The 23,780-nt window shown below is 73.0% G+C and carries 14 protein-coding genes; 7 read left to right on the top strand and 7 right to left on the bottom strand.

The genetic code is table 11. From position 1 onward, the window contains the following. The first annotated feature begins 19 nt into the window (after positions 1-19). Together ACFYX4_RS17035 and ACFYX4_RS17030 are read left to right on the top strand one after the other, a co-directional pair. Positions 20-10,990 (top strand): amino acid adenylation domain-containing protein, encoded by a 10,971-nt coding sequence (locus tag ACFYX4_RS17035; protein WP_389332833.1) that lies wholly within the window; start codon positions 20-22, stop codon positions 10,988-10,990. Further along, positions 10,977-12,677, top strand: a complete 1,701-nt coding sequence (locus ACFYX4_RS17030) for an ABC transporter ATP-binding protein (RefSeq protein WP_389332830.1) — start codon at positions 10,977-10,979, stop codon at positions 12,675-12,677. Before ACFYX4_RS17035 ends, ACFYX4_RS17030 begins: the two co-directional genes overlap by 14 nt. Positions 12,678-12,863: 186 nt before the next feature. Here ACFYX4_RS17030 and ACFYX4_RS17025 read toward each other — a convergent pair whose 3' ends face one another. Next, positions 12,864-13,970: an alpha/beta hydrolase-fold protein gene (locus ACFYX4_RS17025; RefSeq protein ID WP_389332826.1), complete on the bottom strand. Its 1,107-nt coding sequence runs from the start codon at positions 13,968-13,970 to the stop codon at positions 12,864-12,866. A gap of 93 nt (positions 13,971-14,063) precedes the next feature. Between ACFYX4_RS17025 and ACFYX4_RS17020 the strand changes: the two genes are divergently transcribed. Next, positions 14,064-14,282, top strand: a complete 219-nt coding sequence (locus ACFYX4_RS17020; protein ID WP_389332823.1) for an MbtH family protein — start codon at positions 14,064-14,066, stop codon at positions 14,280-14,282. A 23-nt stretch (positions 14,283-14,305) separates the two neighbouring features. Beyond that, a complete protein-coding gene (locus ACFYX4_RS17015; RefSeq protein ID WP_389332820.1) occupies positions 14,306-14,809 on the top strand; it encodes a GNAT family N-acetyltransferase in 504 nt (167 codons plus the stop codon). Positions 14,810-14,900: 91 nt separating this feature from the next. On the opposite strand, the gene argB is transcribed toward ACFYX4_RS17015, so the two are convergent. From argB to ACFYX4_RS17000, 3 genes are all read right to left on the bottom strand, one after another. Continuing rightward, on the bottom strand, positions 14,901-15,722 hold the full coding sequence (argB, locus tag ACFYX4_RS17010; protein ID WP_389333043.1) for an acetylglutamate kinase: 822 nt from the start codon (positions 15,720-15,722) through the stop codon (positions 14,901-14,903). A gap of 204 nt (positions 15,723-15,926) precedes the next feature. Further along, entirely contained in the window at positions 15,927-16,583 is a 657-nt protein-coding gene (locus ACFYX4_RS17005; RefSeq protein WP_389332817.1) for an isochorismatase family protein, read from the bottom strand. Between the two features lie 99 nt (positions 16,584-16,682). Next, the gene (locus tag ACFYX4_RS17000; protein ID WP_389332814.1) at positions 16,683-17,159 is read right to left on the bottom strand and encodes a MarR family winged helix-turn-helix transcriptional regulator; all 477 of its coding nucleotides are present in this window, start codon (positions 17,157-17,159) and stop codon (positions 16,683-16,685) included. Between the two features lie 223 nt (positions 17,160-17,382). Between ACFYX4_RS17000 and ACFYX4_RS16995 the strand changes: the two genes are divergently transcribed. Further along, positions 17,383-18,846 carry an MFS transporter gene (locus ACFYX4_RS16995; protein WP_389332811.1) on the top strand — a complete coding sequence of 488 codons (1,464 nt, stop codon included), beginning with the start codon at positions 17,383-17,385 and terminating at the stop codon, positions 18,844-18,846. Between the two features lie 98 nt (positions 18,847-18,944). On the opposite strand, the gene ACFYX4_RS16990 is transcribed toward ACFYX4_RS16995, so the two are convergent. Continuing rightward, on the bottom strand, positions 18,945-19,949 hold the full coding sequence (locus ACFYX4_RS16990; protein WP_389332808.1) for a helix-turn-helix domain-containing protein: 1,005 nt from the start codon (positions 19,947-19,949) through the stop codon (positions 18,945-18,947). A 136-nt stretch (positions 19,950-20,085) separates the two neighbouring features. Beyond that, a complete protein-coding gene (locus ACFYX4_RS16985; protein ID WP_389332805.1) occupies positions 20,086-21,066 on the bottom strand; it encodes an alpha/beta hydrolase in 981 nt (326 codons plus the stop codon). 225 nt (positions 21,067-21,291) lie between these two features. Between ACFYX4_RS16985 and ACFYX4_RS16980 the strand changes: the two genes are divergently transcribed. Then, positions 21,292-22,284 (top strand): TerC family protein, encoded by a 993-nt coding sequence (locus ACFYX4_RS16980; protein WP_389332802.1) that lies wholly within the window; start codon positions 21,292-21,294, stop codon positions 22,282-22,284. A gap of 124 nt (positions 22,285-22,408) precedes the next feature. Here ACFYX4_RS16980 and ACFYX4_RS16975 read toward each other — a convergent pair whose 3' ends face one another. Further along, a complete protein-coding gene (locus ACFYX4_RS16975) occupies positions 22,409-22,972 on the bottom strand; it encodes an NAD(P)H-dependent oxidoreductase (protein WP_389332799.1) in 564 nt (187 codons plus the stop codon). 118 nt (positions 22,973-23,090) lie between these two features. Here ACFYX4_RS16975 and ACFYX4_RS16970 point away from each other — a divergent pair, with 118 nt between their 5' ends. Continuing rightward, complete coding sequence (locus ACFYX4_RS16970) at positions 23,091-23,741, top strand: TetR/AcrR family transcriptional regulator (protein WP_389332796.1); 651 nt, start codon at positions 23,091-23,093, stop codon at positions 23,739-23,741. Positions 23,742-23,780: the final 39 nt, after the last annotated feature.

Here is a 23,780-nt window from a genome sequence, read left to right as displayed (position 1 = left end):
AAGGGACGCTGAGTCTTCGATGATGCAACCGAGCGCTCGTCAGGTACTGCTCTCCCAGACCCGCATGACCGATCTGCGCCGGCGCACCGGCGACCACTCCGACCGGACCCTCGCCGAGGCGTGCGCCATCGGGCTGTCGTACTGGGCGACCGGCCGCAGCCCCGACGGCATCGACCTCACTCCCGGCACCCTGTTCGCCGAAGTCCTCGGCTGGGTCGACAACGGCGGCGGCGTGCCCGCCGGTTGGGAGGTCGACGCGGACGACCGGAGCATCTCCCTGCCGGAAGGCGTCGCGCCGGCCGACGCCCAGCTCGCCCTGGACGACCTCGCCGACTTCCCCGACCGACCCCTCGGCACCATCGGCCCGGCCGGCGTGGCGGAGCGGCTCGAAGCACTGGCCGAGTGGAACGACACCCACGCCGACCGGATCCGCCCGACCCTGGTGGAGATGTTCCTCGAACAGGCGCGGACCAGACCGGACGCCGTCGCCGTCGTCGACGAGCAGCGCATCCTGACCTACCGTCAAGCCGCTGATCTTTCAGCGCAGTTGGCCCACCATCTGCTCGGACGCGGGCTCACCGCCGAACAGGTCGTCGGCATCTCGCTGGGCCGCTCCGCGGACATGGTGATCGGACTGCTCGCCGTGCTCCGGGCGGGATGCGCGTTCGTGCCGCTCGACCCGCAGTGGCCCGCAGCGCGACGGGCCGTCGTCATCGAGGACGCCCGGGTCGTGGTGCAGCTCAACGACTCCGGCGAGCACGACCCGGCGGAACCGGAGGCCGTCGCCGTCGACCTCGGCGACTGGAGGCACGGCGACCGCCCCACCGACGCGCCCGCGGTCACCGTCCCCGGCGCGGCCCTGGCCTACGTCATCTTCACGTCCGGCTCGACCGGGCGGCCCAAGGGCGCGATGATCCGCCACGAGGCGATCAGCGAACGCCTGTTGTGGCAGGTCGATGAGATCCTCGGCTTCGGCCACGACGACGCGTCGCTGTTCAAGGCGCCGCTGTCCTTCGACATCTCCATCAACGAGATCTTCCTGCCGCTGGTGTCCGGCGCCCGGTTGGTCGTCCTGCGGCCCGGCGGCGAACGCGACCCGCACCATCTGCTGAGCGTGATCGCCGAACAGCGCGTCACCTTCACCTACCTGGTGTCGTCCATGCTGGACGTGCTGCTGGAGATCGCGGGCGACACGGGACGGCTCGACAGCCTGCGCCATGTGTGGTGCGGCGGCGAGGTGCTGACCCCTGAACTGTACGAGCGGTTCCGCACGAAGCTCGACATCCCCATGTACCACGGCTACGGCCCCGCCGAGACGACCATCGGCGTCTCCCACGTCGTCTACCGGGGCGCGGCGGAACGCCTGTCGACGTCGATCGGCAAGGCCAACCCCAACACCCGGCTGTACGTCCTCGACGACGAACTGCGCCCGGTCCCGGTCGGCGTCGGCGGCGAACTCTACGTGGGCGGCTTCCTGTTGGGACGCGGCTATGTCAACGCGCCCGGCCTGACGGCCTCCCGCTTCGTGGCGAACCCCTTCGCCGACGACGGCTCCCGCCTGTACCGGACCGGTGACCTCGCCCGGTTCGCCCCGGACGGCTCGCTGGACTTCCTCGGCCGCGCCGACAACCAGATCAAGATCCGCGGCATGCGGCTGGAGATCGAGGACGTCGAGGTCGGTCTCGCGGAGCACCCCGGGGTACGGCACACCTGCGTCGTCGCCAAGAAGAACACGGCGGGCGGCACCTACCTGGTCGGGTACGTCATCCCGGCCGCCGGCCGCGAGGACCTGCGGGCGGACGAGGTCAAGGCGTGGGCCGCCGAGCACATGGTGGAGTACATGGTGCCCGCCCACATCGTGGTGATGACGGAGTTCCCGCTCACCGCGAACGGCAAGCTCGACCGGGGCGCGCTGCCCGAACCGGTCGTGGGCACGGGCACGATCGTCCCGCCCACCACCGAGAACGAACGCCTGGTGTGCGCGGCGGTCGCCCGGGTCCTGCGACTCGACGAGGTCGGCGTCGACCAGGACGTCTTCCAGCTCGGCGCGGACAGCATCCTGGCGATCTCGCTGCTCAGCGCGCTGCGCGAGGTCGGCCTCCACGTCACCGCCGGGCAGATCTTCACGCACAGCGGCGTCGGGGCGCTGGCGGCGGTGGCGAGCCGCGAGGACCGCGCCGCGGTGGACCACGCCGACGTCCCGACCGGCCCCGTCGTCGGAGCGCCCGTCGTGCAGTGGCTCGGCGAGACCACCGACGCGATCGACGGCTTCGTCCAGTCGGTCGTGCTGAACACCCCGGCCGACCTGACCGCCGACGCCCTCGACGCCGTCCTCGCCGCCCTGACCGACCGGCACGACATGCTGCGGGCCCGACTGGTGCGCGGCGACCGCTGGAGCTTCGACATCCTCGAGGCGGGCCGGGCGGCCGGTGAAGGGGGCGCTTCGGGGTGGCAGGAGAGCGACCTCCCGCTCGACGAATGCGTCCGACTCGCCGGCGCCGAACTGGACCCGGACGGCGGGGCGATGCTGCGCGCCGTCTGGCGCCGCGAGGCACGGCAGTTGGTCCTGGTCGCCCATCACGTGGTGATCGACGGCGTGTCCTGGCGGGTCCTGATGGAGGACCTCGCCACCGCCTGGCGGCAGCTCGCCTCCGGCACGCCCGTCGAACTGCCCCCGGTGGGAACGTCGTTCCGACGCTGGACCCAACTCCTGGAGCGCGCCGCGTTCGACGCGGACAGCTCCCACTACTGGCGCCCCCTGCCGGGGGAGGACCTGCCGCTGGGCCGGCGCGCGCTGTCCGCCGCCGACACCGTCGCGGACGAGCGGCTCCTGACCGTCTCGGTCGGACCCGAGATCACGGCCGCGCTACTGGGCGAGATCCCCGCGAAATTCCACGCGCGCGTCAACGACGTGCTGCTGACCGCGCTCGCCGTCACCCTCGCCCGATGGCGCCGGGACCTCGGACAGGACCAGACCTTCGCCCACATCGAACTCGAGGGCCACGGCCGCGAAGCGCGGTTCGTGGCGGCCGCCGCCGGCTTCGAGCCGGACCTGTCGCGGACGGTGGGCTGGTTCACCACCCTGTTCCCGGTGACCGTGGACCCCGGCGCGGCGGCCGACCTCACCGCGCCCGCCTACCTGGCCACCGCCCTCAAGGCGGTCAAGGAGGACCTCGCCCGGGTACCGGACAACGGCGTCTCCTACGGCGCCCTGCGGTACCTGACCCACACCGAGTTCGACGCGCCCGCGCCGCAGGTGCTCTTCAACTATCTCGGCCGCTTCGAGGCGGGCGCCCCCGGTGACTGGCAACTCGCGGGCCACACAGGTCAGTTGGGTGAGAAGCGGGACCCGAGAATGCGGCTGCCGCGCGCCCTGGAGTTCAACGCGATCGCCGAACCGGCGCCGGCCGGCGGCTACGAGCTGGCCACCACCGTCTCCTGGCCCGACGGCATGTTCACCGACGAGGACATCGCTACGGTCGGCGCCTACTTCTCGGAGACCCTGACCGGCCTGGCCGCCCTGGCCGCCCTCGACCTGGGCGGCCACTCGCCCAGCGACTTCCCCCTGGTGCCGCTCGCCCAGGCCGACGTCGACGACCTGGACGGCCCGGCGCTGCGGGACGTCCTGCCGCTGACCCCGTTGCAGGAGGGCCTGTACTTCCACTCCGTCTTCGACGACGACTCGCCGGGTGCCTACGTCGAGCAGCAACTGCTCACGCTGGACGGCGAGGTGGACGCCGGCCGGCTCGCCGCGGCCGCCACCCGGCTGCTCGCCCTGTACCCGAACCTGGCCGCGCGGTTCACCGCCCTCGCCGACGGCCGCGTGGTCTCCGTCCTGGACAACTCCACGGAAGCGCCCTTCACCACGCTGGACCGCCCCGGCATCACCGACGCCGAGATACGCGAACTCGCCGAACGCGACCGCCGCGCCGGGTTCGACCTGGCCACCGGGCCGCTGATGCGGTACACGCTCGTCCGCGCGGGTGCGGGCTCCGACGGGGGCGCCGGCCGGAACGTCCTGGTGCAGACCGTGCACCACATCATCGCCGACGGCTGGTCCGTGCCGCCCATGCTCCGCGCGCTGCTGGCCGAGTACCACGCGCCGGGCAGCGTGTACCCGCTCGGCGGCTTCCGGGACTACGTGGCCTGGCTCGCCGGACGGGACGACGACGAGAGCGACCGGGTGTGGCGCGAGCAGCTCGCCGAACTGCCCGGCCCGTCGCTGGTCGCCGAGGGCCACACCCCGTCCGACCGGTTCGCCGACACCGCCGTGGAGCCGGACGACGACGTCGACGCGGCCGCCCGGTCGGCCGGCGCGCCGCTGAGCGTGGCCGTGCACAGCGCCTGGGCGGTGACCCTGGGCTCCCTGCTGCACGGCACGGACGTGGTGTTCGGCTCCACCGTGTCCGGACGCGACGCGGACGTGCCCGGCATCGCGGACATGGTGGGCCTCTTCATCAACACCGTTCCCGTACGCGCCCGTTGGGACGACGCGACCACCGCGGGCGACCTGCTCGCCTCGGTGCGGGAACACCAGAGCGCGGTGCTGCCGCACCAGCACGTCTCGTTGGCGAGGATCGGCCGCCAGGCCGGCGCGGGCCCGCTCTTCGACACCCTGGTGGTGTTCGACGTGGCGACCGACGTCGGCGCTCTGCGCAGGCCCGGCGACACGCTCGTCATCGCCGACATCGTCAACGAGGGTGCCCCGCACTACCCGTTGACACTGGTCGTCGAGCGCGCGCCGGACGGCCGCTCCCGCTTCAACCTGATCTACGACGGCGAACTGCTCCGGGAGACGAGCGCCCGGGCGATCCTGCGGACGTTCACCTCCACCCTCACCGGCCTGCTCACCCGGCCGGACGCCCTCGTCAACTCCCTTGCGGGCGAGGTCTCCCCGGAGCACGGCCGGCGTCCCGCGTCCATCGCCCCGGTCACCCTGGGCGAGCTGTTCGACGCCGTCGCGCGGCGCGACCCGGCCGCCACCGCCGTCACCCAGTGCGCCCTGGACGGCGGTACCCGCTCACTGACGTACGGCGAACTGGCGGACTCCAAGGACGGGTTGGCGTCCGCTCTGCGCGCGGCCGGGGTCGGGCCGGGCCAGCGGGTCGCCGTCGCCGTCCCGCGCTCCGTCGAGCAGGTCGTCGCCCTGGTCGCGATCGTCAGCGCGGGCGGCGCGTACGTGCCGCTGGACCTGGCCTACCCGGACGAACGGCTGGAGTACATCCTCGCCGACGCCGCCCCACAGGTCGTCCTCGTCGAGAACGAACAACGTGAGCGCTTCAAGGGGCTCCTCGCCCGGGCGGGCGTGTCGGCCCGGGTGCTGGTGCGGGGGGACGAGCATCCGCCCGCCGCCAACCAGCTCGATGTCGCCATCAGTTGGCAGGACCCCGCATACGTCATCTACACGTCCGGATCGACGGGCCGGCCCAAGGGCGTCGTCGTCCCGCACTCCAGTGTGGTGACGCTGCTCGCCCGGACCCGGCCCGACATGGAGTTCGGCCCGCACGACGTGTGGGTGCAGTTCCACTCCTTCTCCTTCGACTTCGCGGTCTGGGAGCTGTGGGGCGCGCTGGCGCACGGCGGTGAGCTGCTGGTGCCGGAGTACGGACTGACCCGCTCCCCGGTCGACTTCCACCGGCTGGTCCGTGAGCGCGGGGTGACCGTGCTCAATCAGACGCCGTCGGCGTTCTACCAGTTCATCGAGGCCGACCGGCACGTCGGCGAGCCGCTGCCCGCGCTGCGCCGGATCGTCTTCGGCGGCGAGGCGCTGGACCTCGGGCGGCTGCGCGGCTGGGTCGAGCGGCACGGCGTCGCCTCGCCCGAACTGGTCAACATGTACGGGATCACCGAGACCACCGTCCATGTCACCCACCGGGTGCTCACCGACGAGGACTTCGCCCACGGCGACGACGTCAGCCCGATCGGCGGTCCGATCCCCGGCCTCGCCGCCTATCTGCTCGACGACCGGCTCCGACCGGTGCCGCCGGGCCGGGTGGGCGCCATCTACGTCGCCGGCGACCAGGTGTCGCTCGGCTATCTGGGCAGGCCCGGACTCACCGCGGGCCGCTTCGTGGCGAACCCGTTCGCGGCCGACGGCTCCCGCATGTACCACACGGGCGACCTCGCCCGCCGCACGCTCGACGGCGAACTGGAGTTCGCCGGCCGCGCCGACGACCAAATCCAACTCAAGGGCTTCCGCATCGAGTCCGGCGAGGTGGAGGCGGTGATCAGGGAGCTGGACGGCGTGGTCGACGTGGCCGTCACCGTGGCGGACGGCGGCGATCACCTGATCGCCCATGTCGTGGGCCGCGCGCCCGCCGACCTCACCACCCGCCTGTCGTCCAAACTGCCCGCGCACATGGTCCCGGGCCGGGTACTCCCGGTCGACGCGCTACCGCTGACGGTCAACGGCAAACTGGACCGCAAGGCGCTCACCCGACGGGCCGCGCTGGTCGACACCCCGGCAGCAGGCTCCTCGGACACCGGCGACTCCGCGCTCGCCGCCCTGATCGACATCTTCGCCGACACCCTCCCCGGCGCAGCCCCCACCGCCGACACCGACTTCTTCACCGCCGGAGGCGACAGCATCGTCGCCATCACCGTCGTCAACCGGGCCAGGGCCATCGGCCTGCCGATCGCGCCACGGGACGTGTTCCTCCACCGGACGCCGCGCGCCATCGCCGAGTACCTGGGGACGCACACCCCGCACACCCCGCACACACCGGCCCCCGCGCCCGCCCGCCGCGAGGACGGCCCCCTGCCGGCCACGCCGATCGTCCTGCGCCAGCGTGAACTGGGCGGCTCCCTCACCCGGTTCGCCCAGGCCAGGACGCTGCCGGCCCCCGAGGGCGCCGGGTTCGCCGACGTCGAGCGGGCCGCGAACGCCGTCGTGGCCGCACACCCGGCACTGCGGCTCCGGCTGCGCGTCGAGCACGGGGCGTGGGCCCTGAGCACCGAACCCGCCCGCGAGATCACCGTCGTACGACCGGACACCGCCGACGCGACGGCCGCCGCGAACGAGGCCGCCGGGCGGCTCGATCCCGAGTCCGGGGACGTCGTCGCGTTCGCGTGGCTGGAGGCGAGCCGGACCCTGGTCGTCACCGTGCACCATCTCGCCGTCGACTCGGTGTCCTGGCTGGTCCTGCTGGACGACCTGGCCGCCGCCCTGCGCGGGGAGACCCTGCCGGCGCCGACCACCTCGTACACCGAGTACGCGGAAGCGCTGACGCTGAGCTCCGCGCGGGTGATCGACGGCCTTGGCCGCTGGATCACCGCGCTCCGGGCGCCCGCGCTGCTGTCGTCGGTGGACCGGCTGCGCGAGACCACCGTCGTCCTCGCGCCGGACCTGAGCGACCGCGTCACCCGCACCGCGCCCGCCGCGCTCGGCGTCGGACTCACCGAGCTGCTGTGCGGCGCGCTGCGCGCCGCGCTGACCCACGTCCAGCCGTCGCCCACCGATCTCGCGATCGAGCTGGAGCGGCACGGCCGGGTGCCGGCCCTGGAACACCACGACTACAGCCGCACCGTCGGCTGGTTCACCTCCATCGCGCCCGTCCGGCTCACCGCGCACACCGACCCCGTCGCCGCGGCGCGCGAGGTCGCCGAACGTCAGCCGGACGAGCGCGCGCACGTCTCCTACGGCCAGCTCAGGTACCTCAATCCGCAGACCGCCCCGCTGCTGACCGCCCGCCCGCAGGTGCTGTTCAACTACCTCGGCCGGGGCAGCGAGTCACAGGCCGTGCACCTCGCCGGCGGCGACCAGGGCAGCCCGTACGCCGTCGAGGTCAACGCCTGGCTCGACGAGGAGAGCGGCAGCCTGTACGCGGCCTTCACCCTCGCCGAGGGCGTCCCCGACGAGATCACCGGGCACTGGCGCGGCGCGCTGGAGCGGATCGCGGTCGTCGCCGCGACGGCCGAGCGCACGGCGCCGGTCACCCCGCTCCAGCGCGGACTGTTCTTCCAGGCCCAGATGGCGGGCTCGGCCGGACACTACGTCGCGCAGAACTGGTTCACCTTCGACCGGCGCCTGGACACCGACGCGCTGGCCGAGGCGATGGCCCACGTCATCGCACGGCACCCGGTGGTGGGCGCCGGCTTCGGCACCGACGACGACGGGAACCCGGTCCAGGTCCTCAGGGCGGGCCGGCGCGTTCCCGTCCGCACGGTCCGGCTGTCGACGGACGCGGAGGTCGACGATCTGCGCGCCCGGGACCGCGACACCGGATTCGACCCCGGGGAGCCGCCGCTGATCCGGATGACCGTGGCGCGGCTGCCCGACGACCGTGACGGCCTGCTGCTGAGCTACCACCTGCTGCTGTGGGACGGCTGGTCCCGCGAGATCGTGCTGCGGGACCTGTTCGACGCCTACCGGTCCGTCCTCGCGGGCGAGCCGCTCGACGCGACCCCGGCCGCGCCGAGTTTCGAGGACCACGCCCGGGCGCTCGCCGCCAAGGACCCCGCCGTGTCGGAACGCTTCTGGGCGGAGCACCTGGCCGCACTGCCCGGCCCCACGCTCCTCGCCGGACCGACGCCGTCCTTCTCGGACGACCTGCCGCGCCAGCTCGTGCACACCCTGACCGCCGAGCGGTCTGACCTGCTGCGGGACGCGGCCAGGACGCACGGCGTCACCCTGAACTCGGTGCTGACCGGCGCGTTCGGTCTGCTCCTCGGCGCGCGCACGGGCCGTGGCGACGCCGTGTTCGGCGTGACCGTCTCCGGCCGGGAGGGCGAGGGGCTGTCCGGCATCGTCGGCGTGCTGCTCAACACCGTGCCGATGTGGACGCGGGCACGGCCCCACGACACGGTCCGCGCGTATCTGTCGGCCGTGCAGACGGCCCGGGTCGAGGCGATGGACCACGAGCACCTGGGGCTCGGCGAGATCCAGCGGGCCAGCGGACACGACACGCTGTTCGACAACCTGTTCGTGCTCCAGAACTTCCTGGACATGGACGCGTTCGCCGAGATGAACGCCCGGCACGGCATCACCTCGGTGAAGGCCGACGACTCCACCCACTATCCGTTCACCTGGGTCGTCACCCCCGGCGACCGGCTCACGGTCAAGCTGGAGTACCGCGACGGCGACACCGCGGGCGCCCGCCGTCTCCTCGACGACTACCTGCGCGTGCTCGACGACCTGGCCCGGTCGACCGGCCCGGTGGGCGCGCTGCCGGGGCTGGGCGTGCCGCCCGTGCCGGGCGAGCGCACGGACGTCGGCACGGACACCGTCGTCGACCGCTTCGACCGGGCGGCGGACCGCGCCCCGGAGCGGGTGGCGCTCGTCGCCCACGGCGCGACCGTGACCTTCGCCGAACTCCGGGACCGCAGCCGGGTGCTGGCGGGTGTACTCGCCGGACGGGGCATCGGCCCCGAGACGAACGTGGGGCTCGCCGTCCCGCGCTCTCTCGACTGGATCGTGGCGCTGTTCGCCGTACTGCGCGTAGGCGCGGCCTATGTGCCGCTGGAGCTGGATCACCCGGACGAGCGGATCGCCGCCATCGTCGCGGACGCCCGCCCGGACGTCGTCCTCACCGTGAGCGCCGTGTCGCCCCGGCTGACCGCACCGGTCGGCGACCTGATCGAGCTGGACCGGCCGCTGCCCGCCGCCGAGCCGTACGTGACGTTCGCGCCGGACGACCCGAACCGCCTGCGGCACCCCGCGTACACGATCTACACCTCAGGGTCGACCGGGAAGCCCAAAGGCGTGGTCACCGAGTACGCCGGGCTCACCAACATGCTGATCAACCATCAGCGGCGCATCTTCGAACCGGTGCTGGCCGAGCACGGCCACCGCGTCTTCCGGATCGCGCACACCGTGTCCTTCGCGTTCGACATGTCGTGGGAGGAGCTGCTGTGGCTCGCCGACGGACATGAAGTGCACATCTGCGACGAGGAGTTGCGCCGGGACGCACCCCGACTGGTCCAGTACTGCCTGGAGCACGGGATCGACGTCGTCAACGTCACCCCGACCTACGCCCAACAGCTCGTTGCCGAAGGCTTGTTGGACAACCCGGAGCGGCGGCCGCCGCTGGTGCTGCTGGGCGGCGAGGCCGTCACCCCGACGCTGTGGCAGCGGCTCGACGAGACCGAGGGCACGGTCGGCTACAACCTGTACGGGCCCACCGAGTACACCATCAACACCCTCGGCGTCGGCACCTTCGACTGCCAGGACCCGGTGGTGGGCGTCGCGATCGACAACACCGACGTGTACGTCCTGGACCCGTGGCTGCGACCGCTGCCGGACGGCGTCCCCGGCGAGCTGTATGTGTCCGGCATCGGCATCGCGCGCGGCTACCTCGGGCAGCCGGCGCAGACCGCGCACCGCTTCGTGGCCTGCCCGTTCGGCGCGCCCGGCGAACGCATGTACCGCACCGGGGACCTGGTGGTGCGACGGCCCGACGGCAACCTGATGTACCTGGGCCGCACCGACCAGCAGGTCAAGATCCGGGGGCACCGGGTCGAACTCGGCGAGGTGGAGGCCCTCTTCGCGGCGCATCCGGCGGTGCGGTTCGTCGCCGCGGTCGCCCAGCCCGACCCGCAGGTCGACGGCGTGTACCGGCTGGCCGCCTATCTGGTCCTGGACGGGGCCGAGTTGGCGACAGTGGCAGCCGAAGTGGGCGCAGAACTGCCGGACTTCCTGCGCCCGACGCACTACGCCCAGGTCGACGGCATCCCGCTGACCGTGAACGGGAAGGCCGACACCAAGGCGCTGCCCGAGGCCAAGCCGCTCGGCGCGCTGACCACGGCGGGGGAGCGGGGACCCGAGACCGAGACCGAGACCGTGGTGTGCGAGTTCTTCGCCGAGGCACTGGACCTGGACGACGACGAGGTGAGCGCGGTGAGCGACTTCGCTTCCCTGGGAGGGCACTCCATGCTGGCGGTACGGCTGATCGGCCTGCTCCGCAGGGAGTACGGTCCAGTGATCACGATCCGCGACCTGTTCACCCTGCGCACCCCGGAAGCGATTGCCCGACACCTCGATGACAAGTCCTGACACTCAGCGCCCCCGACCGGGGGCCGACATCATCCGGACCGCACTGCGCCGCAACGTGGGCGCGATGGTCCGGGGCACCGTCCTGATGGGCCTGTACCAGGCGGGGGAGACCGCGTTCCCCATCGCGCTCGGCCTGATCGTCGAGCACACCATGCGCGACCGCAGCCTCGGCGCGCTCGGTCTGTCGATCGGCGCCCTGGCGGTGATCATCACGACGGTGTCGCTGTCGTGGCGGTTCGGCATGCGCGTCCTACAGAAGGCCAACACGACCGAGGCGCACCACTGGCGGGTGAGGGTCGCGGCCTGCGGCCTCCAGCCGGTCGCCAGGGACGTCGACCTCAAGTCGGGCGAGGTGCTCACCATCGCCACCGAGGACGCCGACCAGACCGCCGACATCATCGAGGTGGTGCCGCTGCTGATCAGCTCGCTGGTAGCGGTGGCGGTCGCGGCGGTCGCCCTCGGGCTGGCCGACGTCCGCCTCGGTCTGCTGGTCATCGTGGGGACCGTCGCGATCCTGTCGGTCCTGAGCGTGATGTCCAAACGGATCGGCGACAGCACCCGGGAGCACCAGGCCCGGGTGGCGCGGGCGGGCGCGAAGGTCGCCGACCTGATCACCGGTCTGCGCCCGCTGCACGGCTTCGGCGGCAACCACCAGGCGTTCCGTGCCTACCGCCGGGTCAGCACGGAGGCGCGGCACCAGGCGATCACCGTCGCCCGGGTGAACGGCGTGTACGCGGGCACCGCGCTGGCCCTCAACGCCGTCCTCGCCGGCGCGGTCACCCTGACGGCGGGCTGGCTGGCGTTCGACGGCCGGATCACCATCGGCGAGCTCGTCATGGCCGTCGGCCTGGCGCAGTTCATCATGGAGCCGCTCCGGCTGTTCTCGGAGATGCCCAAGTACGTGATGACGGCGCGCGCCTCGGCCGACCGGATGGCGCTGGTGCTGGCCGCGCCGCCGGTGACGGTCCCGGGGAAGGGACACCCCGACGCGGGCAGCGACCTGGAGGTCGACTGCGTCCGCCACGGCGCCCTGCGCAAGCTGCGGTTCCAGGTGTCCGCCGGTGAGTTCGTGGCGATCGCCGCCTACCAGCCGCGCGCGGCGGCCGACCTCGCGTCTGTCCTCGCGGTGAACGTCCCGCCCGAGGCGTACGAGGGGGCGGTGCGGGTCGGCGGGCGGGACCTCGCGGACCTGTCGGTCGAGGCGGTCCGCGCGCACCTGCTGGTGAACCCGTACGACGGGGAGATCTTCGCGGGCAGCCTCCGCACCAACATCGACCCGTCGGGCACCAGCCGGACGGTCCCCGAGGCCGTCGAGGCGTCCATGCTGACCGACGTCGTCGCCCTGCACCGCGAAGGCCTCGACTACGCCGTCCGCGACCGCGGCGCGAACCTCTCCGGGGGCCAGCGCCAACGCCTGTCCCTGGCCCGCGCCCTGGCCGCCGACACCGACGTCCTGGTCCTGCACGACCCCACGACGGCCGTCGACGCGGTCACCGAACAACTCATCGCCCGAGGCATCGCCAACCTCCGCCGAGGCCGCACCACGGTCGTGATCACCAACAGCCCGGCCCTCCTGGACACCGCCGACCGAGTCCTGGTCCTGGACGACGGAGTCATCACAGCAGAGGCCACCCACCGCACCCTGCTGTCGACGGACGAGACGTACTGCGCGGCGGTGGCGAGGTAGAGGTAGGGGGGGCAGTCAAGGGGGCGCGGGGTACGGCGCGGTCGTTGTCTTCAGGGGCGCGGGGAACTGCGCGATCTTTGCGGGACGTGAGGAACCCGCGCAGTCTTCAGGGGCTGGCGGGCAACCCCGCATCTTTTGAGGGCGCGGGGAACTGCGCGACCAGCCCCCACCGACCCGCAGCCACATTCACGGCGCACCCGGCGGAGCACCGAGGGCCCACGCGACGTCCCTCAACAACGCCCCCCGCCACCCCGCCCGATCATGCCCACACGCCGACCGAGACACCCGCACGACCGCCCCCGCCCGCTCCACCAACCCCTCCGTCACCTCACAGTGCGGCAGCATCCGCGCCTCATGCTCCCCCACATCGAACGCCACCCGCAGTCCCGACAGATCGACCCCCTCCCGCAGCCGCGCAGCGACGGCGCCCCCCACCGGCCCGCCCAGCGGATCCGCCCACCCCATCGCCTCGGGCGTCCACCAGAACGACCCCGACTGACAGGCCACCCGGGACACCAGTTCGGGAAACTCCAGCGCCGCGTAAACGGCGCTCAGCCCGCCGAGGCTCTGCCCGGCGACCACCAGCCGGTCCCGGTCGGAGGGCACGCCGGACTCCGCCACCAGCGGCAGCAGTTCGTCCCGGACCGCCTCCCACAGCTCGGGCCGGCACCCGAACTCGGCCGCCCGGTCCCGGGTCGGGAGGAAGACGAGGGTGACGGCGGGCATGTCGCCGGCGGCGACGGCCGAGTCGAACGCCGTCATGGCCGGGTGCAGGTACAGCCAGTCGTCGCCGTCGAGCAGCAGGACCACCGGCCCGCCGCCGCCCACCGGATGGACCCGCACGGTACGCCGCCCGCCGAGCCGTTCGCTGTTCCAGCGGATCCGGGTGCGCGGCAGGGGCAGTACGGCGTCGGCGCCGGCGCCCACGTCGGGCCAGTGCGGCTGGGCCGGGGCGTCCGGGGTCGCGGCGATCGACCGGTCACCGCCCGCGCCGACCGGGTTGAACGGGTCGGCGTACGCGGTGTCGCCCACGAGGAACCGGTACGTCACCCGCAGCCGCGCGGGCATGCGCACCTCGGCGTACCAGCAGTCCGTGTCGCCCCACCGGCGCAGCGGCACCGGCTCCGACCAGCTCTCGAAGCCGATGACGGCCGGAGACCCGCGCCACAGGAAGAGGGTCGTCCAGCCACCGTCGTCGGCGGGCGCCGAGACGGGTGTCCCGGCCGCCGACCAGAACGCGTCGGTGCCGGGCTCGCCGGTCAGTCCGTACTCGGCGAAGGTGCGCAGGCGCATCAACGTCTCCTTGTGAGAGGGGAGTTGAAAGGTTACGCTCATCTTGATTAGGCGAGCCTAACCTAAGTCCGTGGCCATGAGGAGGCGCAGACCATGAGCACCAACCCCTTCGACGACGCCGAAGGCCGTTTCCTGGTCCTGGTGAACGACGAGGGCCAGCACTCCCTGTGGCCGTCCTTCGCCGCCGTGCCCGGAGGGTGGACGGTCGCGTTCGGCGAGAACACCCGGGACGCGTGCCTGGAGTACGTCGAGACCCACTGGACCGACCTGCGCCCCCGGTCGCTCACGGCGTCCACCACGCCTGACGACTGACGCCTGACGCCTGACGTCCCAACGTGAGCCACACCGCCCCGCTCCCGCCCGCGGCGGCCGTCCTCGGCGTGCGCCCCGCGCGCCGGGACGACGGCGCCGCGCTGATCGCACTGTCCCGGCCGTTCGTCCGCTCGGGAGCACTGCGCGAGCGCCCCGCCTCGCTCTACGTCCGCCGCGCCGCCGAGTTCCTCGTCGCGGAGGCCCCCGACGGCGCCCTCGAAGGATGCGTCGCCCTGCACGTCCACCCCGCCTCACCGGCGGGCGGCCAGGGTTCGGTCGGCGTCCTGTACAACTTCTGCGTGGCGGGCCACCGGCAGGGCGACGGGGTGGGCGCCCGACTCCTGCGCGCCGGACTCGCCCGGGGCCGCGCCCAGTCGCTGACGGCCCTGTTCACCGCCACCGTCGGCACCGGCGGGCTCTTCCTCCGCCACGGATTCGTCCCGGCGTCCCCGCGCACCGCGCCGACCGCCTGGACCAGGGCCCTGGACCCCCGCCGGGGGGCCCGGATCCTGGCCCGGGCCCTGTGAACGGACGCGGGGCCGACGCCTGACGCGCAGGCGGCCCCTACGCGACACCGTGCCGTCAGCGCCGTCAGCGCCGTCAGCGCCGTCAGCGCCGTCAGCGCCGTCCGCCCATCCGCGCCTGCGTACCGTCCGAACCGTCGTCCGGAAGCACTGTGGTGCCGCGGCCGCCCCCGCCGGCGAGCCCGTCGGCGAGCCCGTGCAGCAGGGCGTGCGGCACGCGCCCGTCGAGCACTTGAGCCCTGCGCACCCCGGCCCGTACCGCGCGCAGGCACCCCTCCATCTTCGGGAGCATCCCGCTCGCCAGGCCCGGCAGCATCGCGTCCAGCTCGCTCGCGGTCAGCCGCTCGACCACCTCGGTGCTGCGCGGCCAGTCCGCGTACAGCCCCGCCACATCGGTGAGCACCACCAGGCGTTCCGCGTCGAGGGCCGCGGCCAGCGCCGACGCCGCGAGGTCGGCGTTGACGTTGAAGACCTCGCCGGCCGCGCCGCGCGCCACGGGGGACAGGACGGGGATGCGGCCCCGGTCCAGCAGGGCGCGCACGGTGTCCGTGTTGACGTCGACGATGTCGCCGACGAGGCCGATGTCCACCGCCCTGCCGTCCACCCAGGCCGGCCGCCGCCGCGCGGTCAGCGTGTGCGCGTCCTCGCCCGTCAGGCCCACCGCGAACGGGCCGTGCGCATTGATGCTGCCGACCAGCTCCCGCTGCACCCGTCCCGTCAGCACCATGCGCACCACGTCCATGGTCTCCGGAGTGGTCACGCGCAGCCCCGCCTCGAAGCGGACCTCCAGGCCGAGACGGTCCAGCATGGCGCTGATCTGGGGCCCGCCGCCGTGCACGACGACCGGCCGCAGCCCGCCGCGCCACAGGTGGACGACGTCCTGGGCGAACGTGCGCTGCAACGCGGCGTCCACCATGGCGTTGCCGCCCAACTTCACCACCACGACGCCGCCTTGGAGCTCCTGCGGCCAGGAGGGCGCGGCGGCCGACGGATCGGTGGGCGTCTCTCGTACGGCGGATTCCCGGGCGGTGGTCACACTCACGAAGGCACTCCATTCACGGGCGGGCCGCCCCTCGGGACAGGCCGCAGCCGACGGTCATGTACGGGGGTCGGGCGACGGTCACGCCTCGCGTCGTCCGTGGTGCAGGAGCAGGCCGCGCAGTAGGGCGTCCGTCGTGCGGACCACGCTGCCGCGCGCGCTCCACCGCAGCGCCGTCCCATGCTCCTCGGCGGAGACGTCGGCCACGGCGTCGGCGACGACGAAGGGCTGCAAGCCGTTCATGGAGGCGTCCGCCGCGGTGAGCAGGATGCCGAGGTGGGCGTACACACCGCAGACGATCAGCTGGTCGCGGCCCTCCGACCGCAGCAGCCGGCCGAGACGGCTGCGCAGGAAGGCGTTGTGGCGCACGTTGCCCAGCACGTGTTCGCCGGGGCGGGGAGCGAGGGGTTCGATGATCTCGGCGGCGTCCGGCGCGTCACCGGGCCCCCGGTCCTCGGCCTCCGGCGCGAGGCCGCCGTCGCCCGGCGTCCACCCGACGGTCTCCGCGCTGAAGACGACGGGCATGCCGAGCGCTCGGGCGAGTTCACGGAGGGCGGTGATGTTCTCGACGAGTTCGACCACGGGCGACCGTCCCGCCGGGAACGCGCCGACCGACCGGTTCTGCATGCCGTGGATCAGCAGCGCGCCACGCTCCGGGGCGATGCTCCAGGCCATGGGGGACCGGGGGAGTGCCGAGCCGTCCGGCATGGGGTAGGGGGCGATCGTCGGCAAGCCCACGGGTGATCCCCTCCCTTCCGACACGCCTGTCGGACCAGCTCCCCAGCGGCCTTTATTAGGTTAGCCTAAACTAAGTAAGTGGGGGGGCGTCGAGGCGCGTCAGATCCCGTCGAGGTCGTCGGACGGACGGGGCCACGGCCGGCCGCCGATGCGCTCGATGCCGTTGTTGAAACGCTTGAGGTAGGTCGCGAACGCGGCGATGTCGTCGTCCGGCCAGTCCGCCATCACCCGCTCCAGGACCGCGACGATGCCCTCGCGCTCCTCCTCCAGCAGCCGGGCGCCCTCGTCGGTGAGGCGGAACTTGCGGGCCATCCCGCCCGCCGGATCGGGGATCCGCTCGATCAGCCCCGCGCGCATCGCCGCCGCCGTCTGCCGGTTCAGGGTGGAGGCGTCCAGGCCGAAGGCGTCGCTCAGCTCCCCGATCGACATCGGCCCCTGTACCCGGATCCGGCTGAGCAGGATGTAAGCGCTGCGCTCCAGCACGCCGTCCTGCCGGCGACCCCCGCGCCGGCTCAGGAACGTGTGGCGGCTGAGCAGCATCTGCTCGTACTCGACCTCGTCCGTCGGCCTCTCCATGCGCCGGAGCCTCCTGTTCGCGCTGCCGCCTCCGGGACGCGTCCCGGCCCGGCCCACGGCCGCTCCATCCTTGCACACGGGCGTGCATGCACCACATCACATGCTTGATACACAAGACATGTACGATGCACATCGCTCGCGCCGGAGACAGTCCGGAGAGAGTCCGGAGCAACACGAGACGCGCGAGACGCGCGACACGAGAAGAGAGCCGAGGAGCCCGCCCATGGACGCCCACGCCCAGCCCGAGGACCGCGCAGGCGGCGTGGTCACCACGCTCGCGCTCGCCGGCATCACGGCCGCGATCATGCAGACGCTGGTCACGCCCCTGATCGCCGAGCTGCCCCAGATCCTGCACACCTCGTCCTCCAACGCGGCCTGGGTGATCACGATCACCCTGCTGGCCGGCGCGGTGTGCGTGCCGGTAGTGGGACGGCTCGGCGACCTGGTCGGCAAGCGGCGCATGCTCCTCGCGTGTGCGGTGCCCCTGGTCGTGGGCTCCGTGGTGTGCGCCCTCGCGTCCTCCGTCGGCACGATGATCGTCGGGCGCGGGCTCCAGGGGATGGGCATGGGCATGGTGCCGCTCGGCATCGCGCTGCTGCGTGACGTCGTCCCGGCGGAGAAGCTCAGCTCCTCCATCGCGCTGGTCAGCGCCTCCATGGGCATCGGAGGCGGACTCGGCCTGCCCATCGCCGCGGCGATCGCCCAGTACGCGAACTGGCGGGCGCTGTTCTGGGGCTCGGCCGGCATGGCCGTCCTCGTCGCCGTCCTCATCTGGTTCCTGATCCCGGACGTCCCCGCCGCCGCCAAGGGGCAGCGCTTCGACCTGCCCGGCGCGCTCGGCCTGGGCGCCGGGCTGGTCTGTCTGCTGCTCGCGGTCTCCAAGGGGGCCGACTGGGGCTGGGGCTCCGGTCTCACGCTCGGACTGTTCGCGGCGGCCGTCGTCGTGTTCGCGGCGTGGGGCGTGTGGGAGACCCGTACCGCCGACCCGCTGACCGATCTGCGCACCACCGCCCGGCCCCGCGTGCTGCTGACCAACGTCGCCTCGATCTTCGTCGGCTTCGCGATGTACGCGAGCATGCTCGTGATGCCGCAGCTGCTCCAGTTCCCGGAGGCCACCGGGTACGGCCTCGGCCAGTCGATGCTGGCGGCCGGGCTGTGGATGGCGCCCGGCGGCATCATGATGATGTTCGTCTCCCCGCTCGGCGGGAAGCTCACCAACGCCCGGGGACCTAAGTTCACGCTGATCTGCGGCGCGCTCGTCATCGCGGCCGGCTACGGGCTGTCGCTGGCGCTGATGGGCTCGGCGTGGGGGCTCATGGTGGTCGGCATCGTCATCAACAGCGGCGTCGGCCTCGCCTACGGCTCGATGCCCGCGCTGATCATGAGCTCGGTGCCGCTCTCGGAGACGGCGGCGGCCAACGGCTTCAACACGCTGATGCGCTCGCTCGGCACCTCGGTCGGAGCGGCCGTCATCGGCGTCATCCTCGCGCAGATGACGACCACCCTGGGCGGCCACACCTTCGCCTCCGAGGCGGGCTTCCGCACCGCCCTCCTCGTCGGCGGCGGCCTCGCCCTGGTCTCGGCGGCCATCGCGGCGACGATCCCGGGGGGTCGCTCGGCGGGCGGGGCCGGTGCGGAGGAGAGCGACGGGTCGACGGAGGCGGAGGCCGAGCCGGCGCGGGCCTGAGAGGTCGATCCCGGGCGGGCGTCCGGACGCGGGGGGTGGCGCCGGCGCCCCGGTTCAGCGCCCGAGGCGAGGCCTGGCCCCGGTGCCGTCCGCCTCCGTCACGGGCGCGTCAGCCGGCGCATCGTCAGGGCGAGGTGCAGCCGCAGGCGGCCCTGCGGGGTGCGGATCGGCCAGCCCAGCAGGTGTTCGGCGTGGGCCAGGCGGTCCTGGAGCGTCGAGTGGTGCACGGTGACCTCGGCGGCGGCCGACCGCAGACTCGTCGTGGCGGTGACGGCGTGCAGGGTCGCCAGCATCCAGGGGGCGTCCGCGGCCGCCGCCTCCACCGCCCGCACGTCGGGCGGGGGCTCGGCGCCGGGTGCGACGAGGTCGGCCAGCAGGGCGAGTCCGCCGAGTTCGTCGGCGTGCACCACCCGTGGGCCGGGGTCCTGCGGGGTGCCCTCCGCGGTGAAGCGGAGCGCGGTGCGGGCGGCGGTCCAGGAGCGGGGCAGATCGAGCACGGGGACGGCCGGGCCGACGCCCGCGCGCCCCGCGGCCACCGCGGCCGTCGTCGCCGAGGGCTCAGGTGCGGCGGGCAGCACGCGGGGCCGTCCGTCCGGTGTGGCCAGCGCGCGGGCCGGGGCGGCGGGGTCGAGCCCGAGCGCGCGGGCCGCGTGCAGCCGCGCCTGATCGGGGGCGCTCGCGTCGAGGAGCGTCTCGACCAGGGCCGGGTCGTCCAGCGGGGCCCGGCCGCGCGTCCGGTCGAGGACGAGCCGGATCGCGCCGGCGGCCCGCTCCAGGATCACCGCGTCCACGACGCCGGAGTGCACGCCGGCCCGCTCCAGCCACAACGCCGGCGTACCGCCCGGCGTCAGCCCTGCCGAGGGCCACTCGGGATCGGACGGCAGCACCGAGTCCCGGCGCACGCCGTCGGCGTCCACCCGGACCCGTACCCGCCGTTCGGCGTCGACCAGCCGCGCGGGCACCCCGGCGAGCACGGCGGCCCCGCGCACGAGCGCCTCCACCCCGGCCCGCGTCTCGGCCAGCCGGTCGAAATAGGCGATGACCCGCACGGCGGCCCCGGCATCGGGATCCAACGCGGTCAGCCGCCCGGCCAGCTCTTTCATACGCCCATCATGCGCCACGGCCCCACCGGCGGGGAGGGGCACGACGACCCCGGCGAGGGGAACCGCCACCGCACACCGCTCACCCGGAATCCCGCCCGACCGGCACTCGGGCGAGAAACGCCCGCCCCGACCACCGTCACTCCGCCAGCAGCCGCCGCAGCCAGTCCACGTGGGCCGCCCGTGCCGAGCGGGACAGTGCGGCCTGGGGGGCGAAGCCGTCGAAGCCGTGGAAGCCGCCAGGCCATACGTGCAGCTCGGCCGACCCGCCCGCCTGCCAGATACGGGAGGCGTAGGCGACGACCTCGTCCCGGAAGGTCTCCGCGGAGCCCACGTCGAGGAAGGCCGGCGGCAGCCCGGACAGGTCCTCGGCACGGGCGGGCGCGGCATAAGGGGAGACGTCGGGCCCGCCGCGCTCCGCGCCGAGCAGCGCGCCCCACCCGGTCGCGTTGGCCGTGCGGTCCCAGACGCCGAGGCCCGCCATCTGGTGGGAGGAGACAGTGTCGTTGCGATCGTCCAGCATCGGGCACAGCAGCAGCTGGCCCAGCGGACGAGGCCCCCGCCGGTCGCGCAGGAGCAGGGCGAGCGCCGCGCACAGCCCGCCGCCCGCGCTGGCCCCGGCGATCACGATCCGGTCCGGGTCCCCGCCCAGCTCCTTCGCGTGCTCCACCGTCCACAGCAGCCCGGCGTAGACGTCCTCCACCGGGGCGGGGTGCGGATTCTCCGGCGCGAGCCGGTACTCCACGGACACCACGATCAGGTCCAGTTCCCGCGCCCAGTCCAGCGCCGCGTCCACCCCGACCCGGTTGTTGCCGATGACCATGCCGCCGCCGTGCACGTGATAGACGACCGGACGCGGACGGTCGGGCGCCGGCGAGGTGGGACGGCAGACCAGCAGCGAGATCTCCGGAGCGCCCTCGGGGCCCGGCGCCGACCGGTCCTCTACCTCGAAGGCGCCGCCCCGGGTCAGGTCCAGGTCGGCCAGGAGCGCGATGCCCGGACCCTGGCGGACGAGCTCGATGTCCTCCGGGTTCATGCCGGGCTGGATCACTTCCTTGATCAGCTCCAGGGCGGCGGCGAGTTCGGGGTCGAACGGCGGCGGCGGGGTGGACGACGTCATGGCTTCTCCTCACGTCCTCACGCGAATGCGGCCATCATTCGCCCGGCACCGGCGCACCGTGCGCCGCCGTTCGGCGGAAGCTGCCCGCCATCCGGCGGGTGACGGTGCCGCCGGACCCCACACCCCTTGCATCTTCATTGCCTTTTGTTCACCTGTGCGCGGTGGAAGGGACACCTCCGATCGACAACGATTTCCACCCCCACACCGGCCTCAGGAGTCCCACCCGTGAACGTGTCCCTGAACGTCTGGCTGCTGACGGTAGCGGCTCTGTGCGCGCTCGTCGCCGTCGACTTCCTCATCGGCAGGAAACCCCACGACGTGTCGGTGAAGGAGGCCGGGACCTGGACGATCGTCTGGATAGTGCTGGCCTGCCTCTTCGGGGTCGGGTTGTACGCCTTCGGCGGCGGGCAGCCCACCGGCGAGTTCTTCGCCGGGTACATCACCGAGAAGTCGCTGAGCGTGGACAACCTCTTCGTCTTCGTCCTGATCATGGGCAAGTTCGCGGTGCCCTCGCAGTACCAGCAACGGGTCCTCATGGTGGGCGTGGTGATGGCGCTGGTGCTGCGCGCCGTCTTCATCGCGGCCGGCGCGGCGATCATCTCCACGTTCTCGTGGGTGTTCTACCTCTTCGGCGCCTTCCTGATCTGGACGGCGTGGAAGCTGGTCGAGGACGCCCGCAAGGAGGGGCACGACGAGGAGTACGAGGAGAACAAGCTCCTCAAGGCGGTGGAGAAGCGTTTCGGCGTGGCCGACCGGTACCACGGCACCAAGCTGTGGATCGAGGAGAACGGCAAGCGCGTCATGACGCCGATGCTGGTCGTGATGCTCGCGATCGGCTCGACGGACGTCCTGTTCGCCCTGGACTCCATCCCCGCGATCTACGGGCTCACCGAGGACCCGTACATCGTGTTCACGGCCAACGCGTTCGCGCTGATGGGTCTGCGCCAGCTGTACTTCCTCATCGGCGGCCTGCTGAAGAAGCTGGTCCACCTCAGCTACGGGCTGTCGATCATCCTGGGCTTCATCGGCGTGAAGCTGCTGCTGCACGCGCTGCACGAGTCCGGCGTGCACGTCCCGGAGATCAGCATCCCCTTCTCGCTCGGCTTCATCGTGCTCGTCCTCGCGATCACGACCTTCACCAGCCTGCGGGCCGCGAAGCGGCAGGAGGAGCCCGAGGGAGTCGCCGAGGGGGAGGCCCCGAACCGTCCCGGGCTCTAGGGAAGCCGCCCCGGGCTCCAGAGCCGCGAAAAGCCGCGGGAAAGCCGCGGAAAGCCGCGGAAAGCCGCGAAAAGGGGCCCGGACACTCCTCCGGACCCCTCGCTCGGCTACTCGGCCACCGTGTTCAGGCGGCCGTGACCTCGCCCGCGTGCGCGTGCAGACGGGCGACCACCTCGGTCAGCTGCCCGGCGACCTCGGCGTCGTCCGCCGGGTGGGTCTCGGCGAAGCGGGTCAGGGAGCCCGGGATGGAGAGCTTGAGGTCCTCGATCACCTTCGCGCCGGCGATGCCCACGGCCTTGCGGGCCTCGTCCTGCGCCCAGACGCCGCCGAACTGGCCGAAGGCGGTGCCGACCACGGCGGCGGGCTTGCCGCCGAAGGCGCCGGCGCCGTAGGGGCGGGACAGCCAGTCGATCGCGTTCTTCAGGACGGCCGGGATGGTGCCGTTGTACTCGGGGGAGAAGAGCAGGAAGGCGTCGGCGGCCTGGGCGGCCTCGCGCAGCTTGGCCGCCGCGGCGGGGACGCTGCCCTCGACGTCGATGTCCTCGTTGTAGAACGGGATCTCGGCCAGGCCTTCGTAGACGTCGACCTCGGCGCCCTCGGGAGCGAACTTGACGGCCGCCTCGGCGAGCTGGCGGTTGGTCGAACCGGCGCGGAGGCTGCCGACGAGCGCGAGGATGCGAACAGACATGGGTACTCCCAAGGGGCTGAAACATTGCCGTAACGATCCGGACCGGGGTCCGTTTACCGTTGTACCAGGCTAACCGGACCGGGGTCCAGTTTCATTCCCAGTGCTTTACGCTGAGTTCATGTCCGCCGCCCTGCCCCCTTTCCCCAAGCCCGAGGAGACCGTCGGCGAGCCCGAGTTGCTCCAGCTCGGACCGGCCGAGGACGAGCCCTGCCTGCGCGCCGACGCGGCCCGCAACCGGGCCCGGCTGCTGGACGCCGCCGCGCGGCTGATCGCCGAGCACGGCGCGGCGGCGGTCACCATGGAGGCGGTGGCCACCGCGGCGAACGTCGGCAAGGGCACCGTCTTCCGCCGCTTCGGCGACCGCACGGGGCTGCTGACGGCACTGCTGGACCACTCCGAGAAGAAGTTCCAGGCCGCCTTCCTGAGCGGACCCCCGCCGCTGGGCCCCGGCGCGCCGCCGGCGGAGCGGCTGCGGGCGTTCGGCTCGGCCATGCTGCGGCGCGCGGTCGACGAGCTGGACCTGCAACTGGCGGCCGAGCCCGGTCCGGAGCGCCGGCACATGGTCGTGGTGCGCCGCCTGCACCACGGCCACCTCGTGCTGCTGCTCAGGCAGGCCGTCCCGGACGGCGACGCCGAGCTGCTCGCCCACACGCTGATGGGCTACCTCAACCCGGTCCTCGTCCACCATCTGATCCGCCAGTGCGAGCAGCCGCCGGAACGCCTGGAAGCGGGCTGGAGCGACCTGGTCGACCGGATCACCCGCACCTGAGCCGCGGCACCTGACGGTTCGTCAAGATCGTTACGGGGA

It is taken from the genome of Streptomyces sp. NPDC002328, assembly GCF_042890065.1.
In the GTDB taxonomy this organism is placed as follows: domain Bacteria; phylum Actinomycetota; class Actinomycetes; order Streptomycetales; family Streptomycetaceae; genus Streptomyces.
Note: the sequence above shows the minus strand (reverse complement) of the source record. Positions and strands in the feature narration are given on the sequence as shown.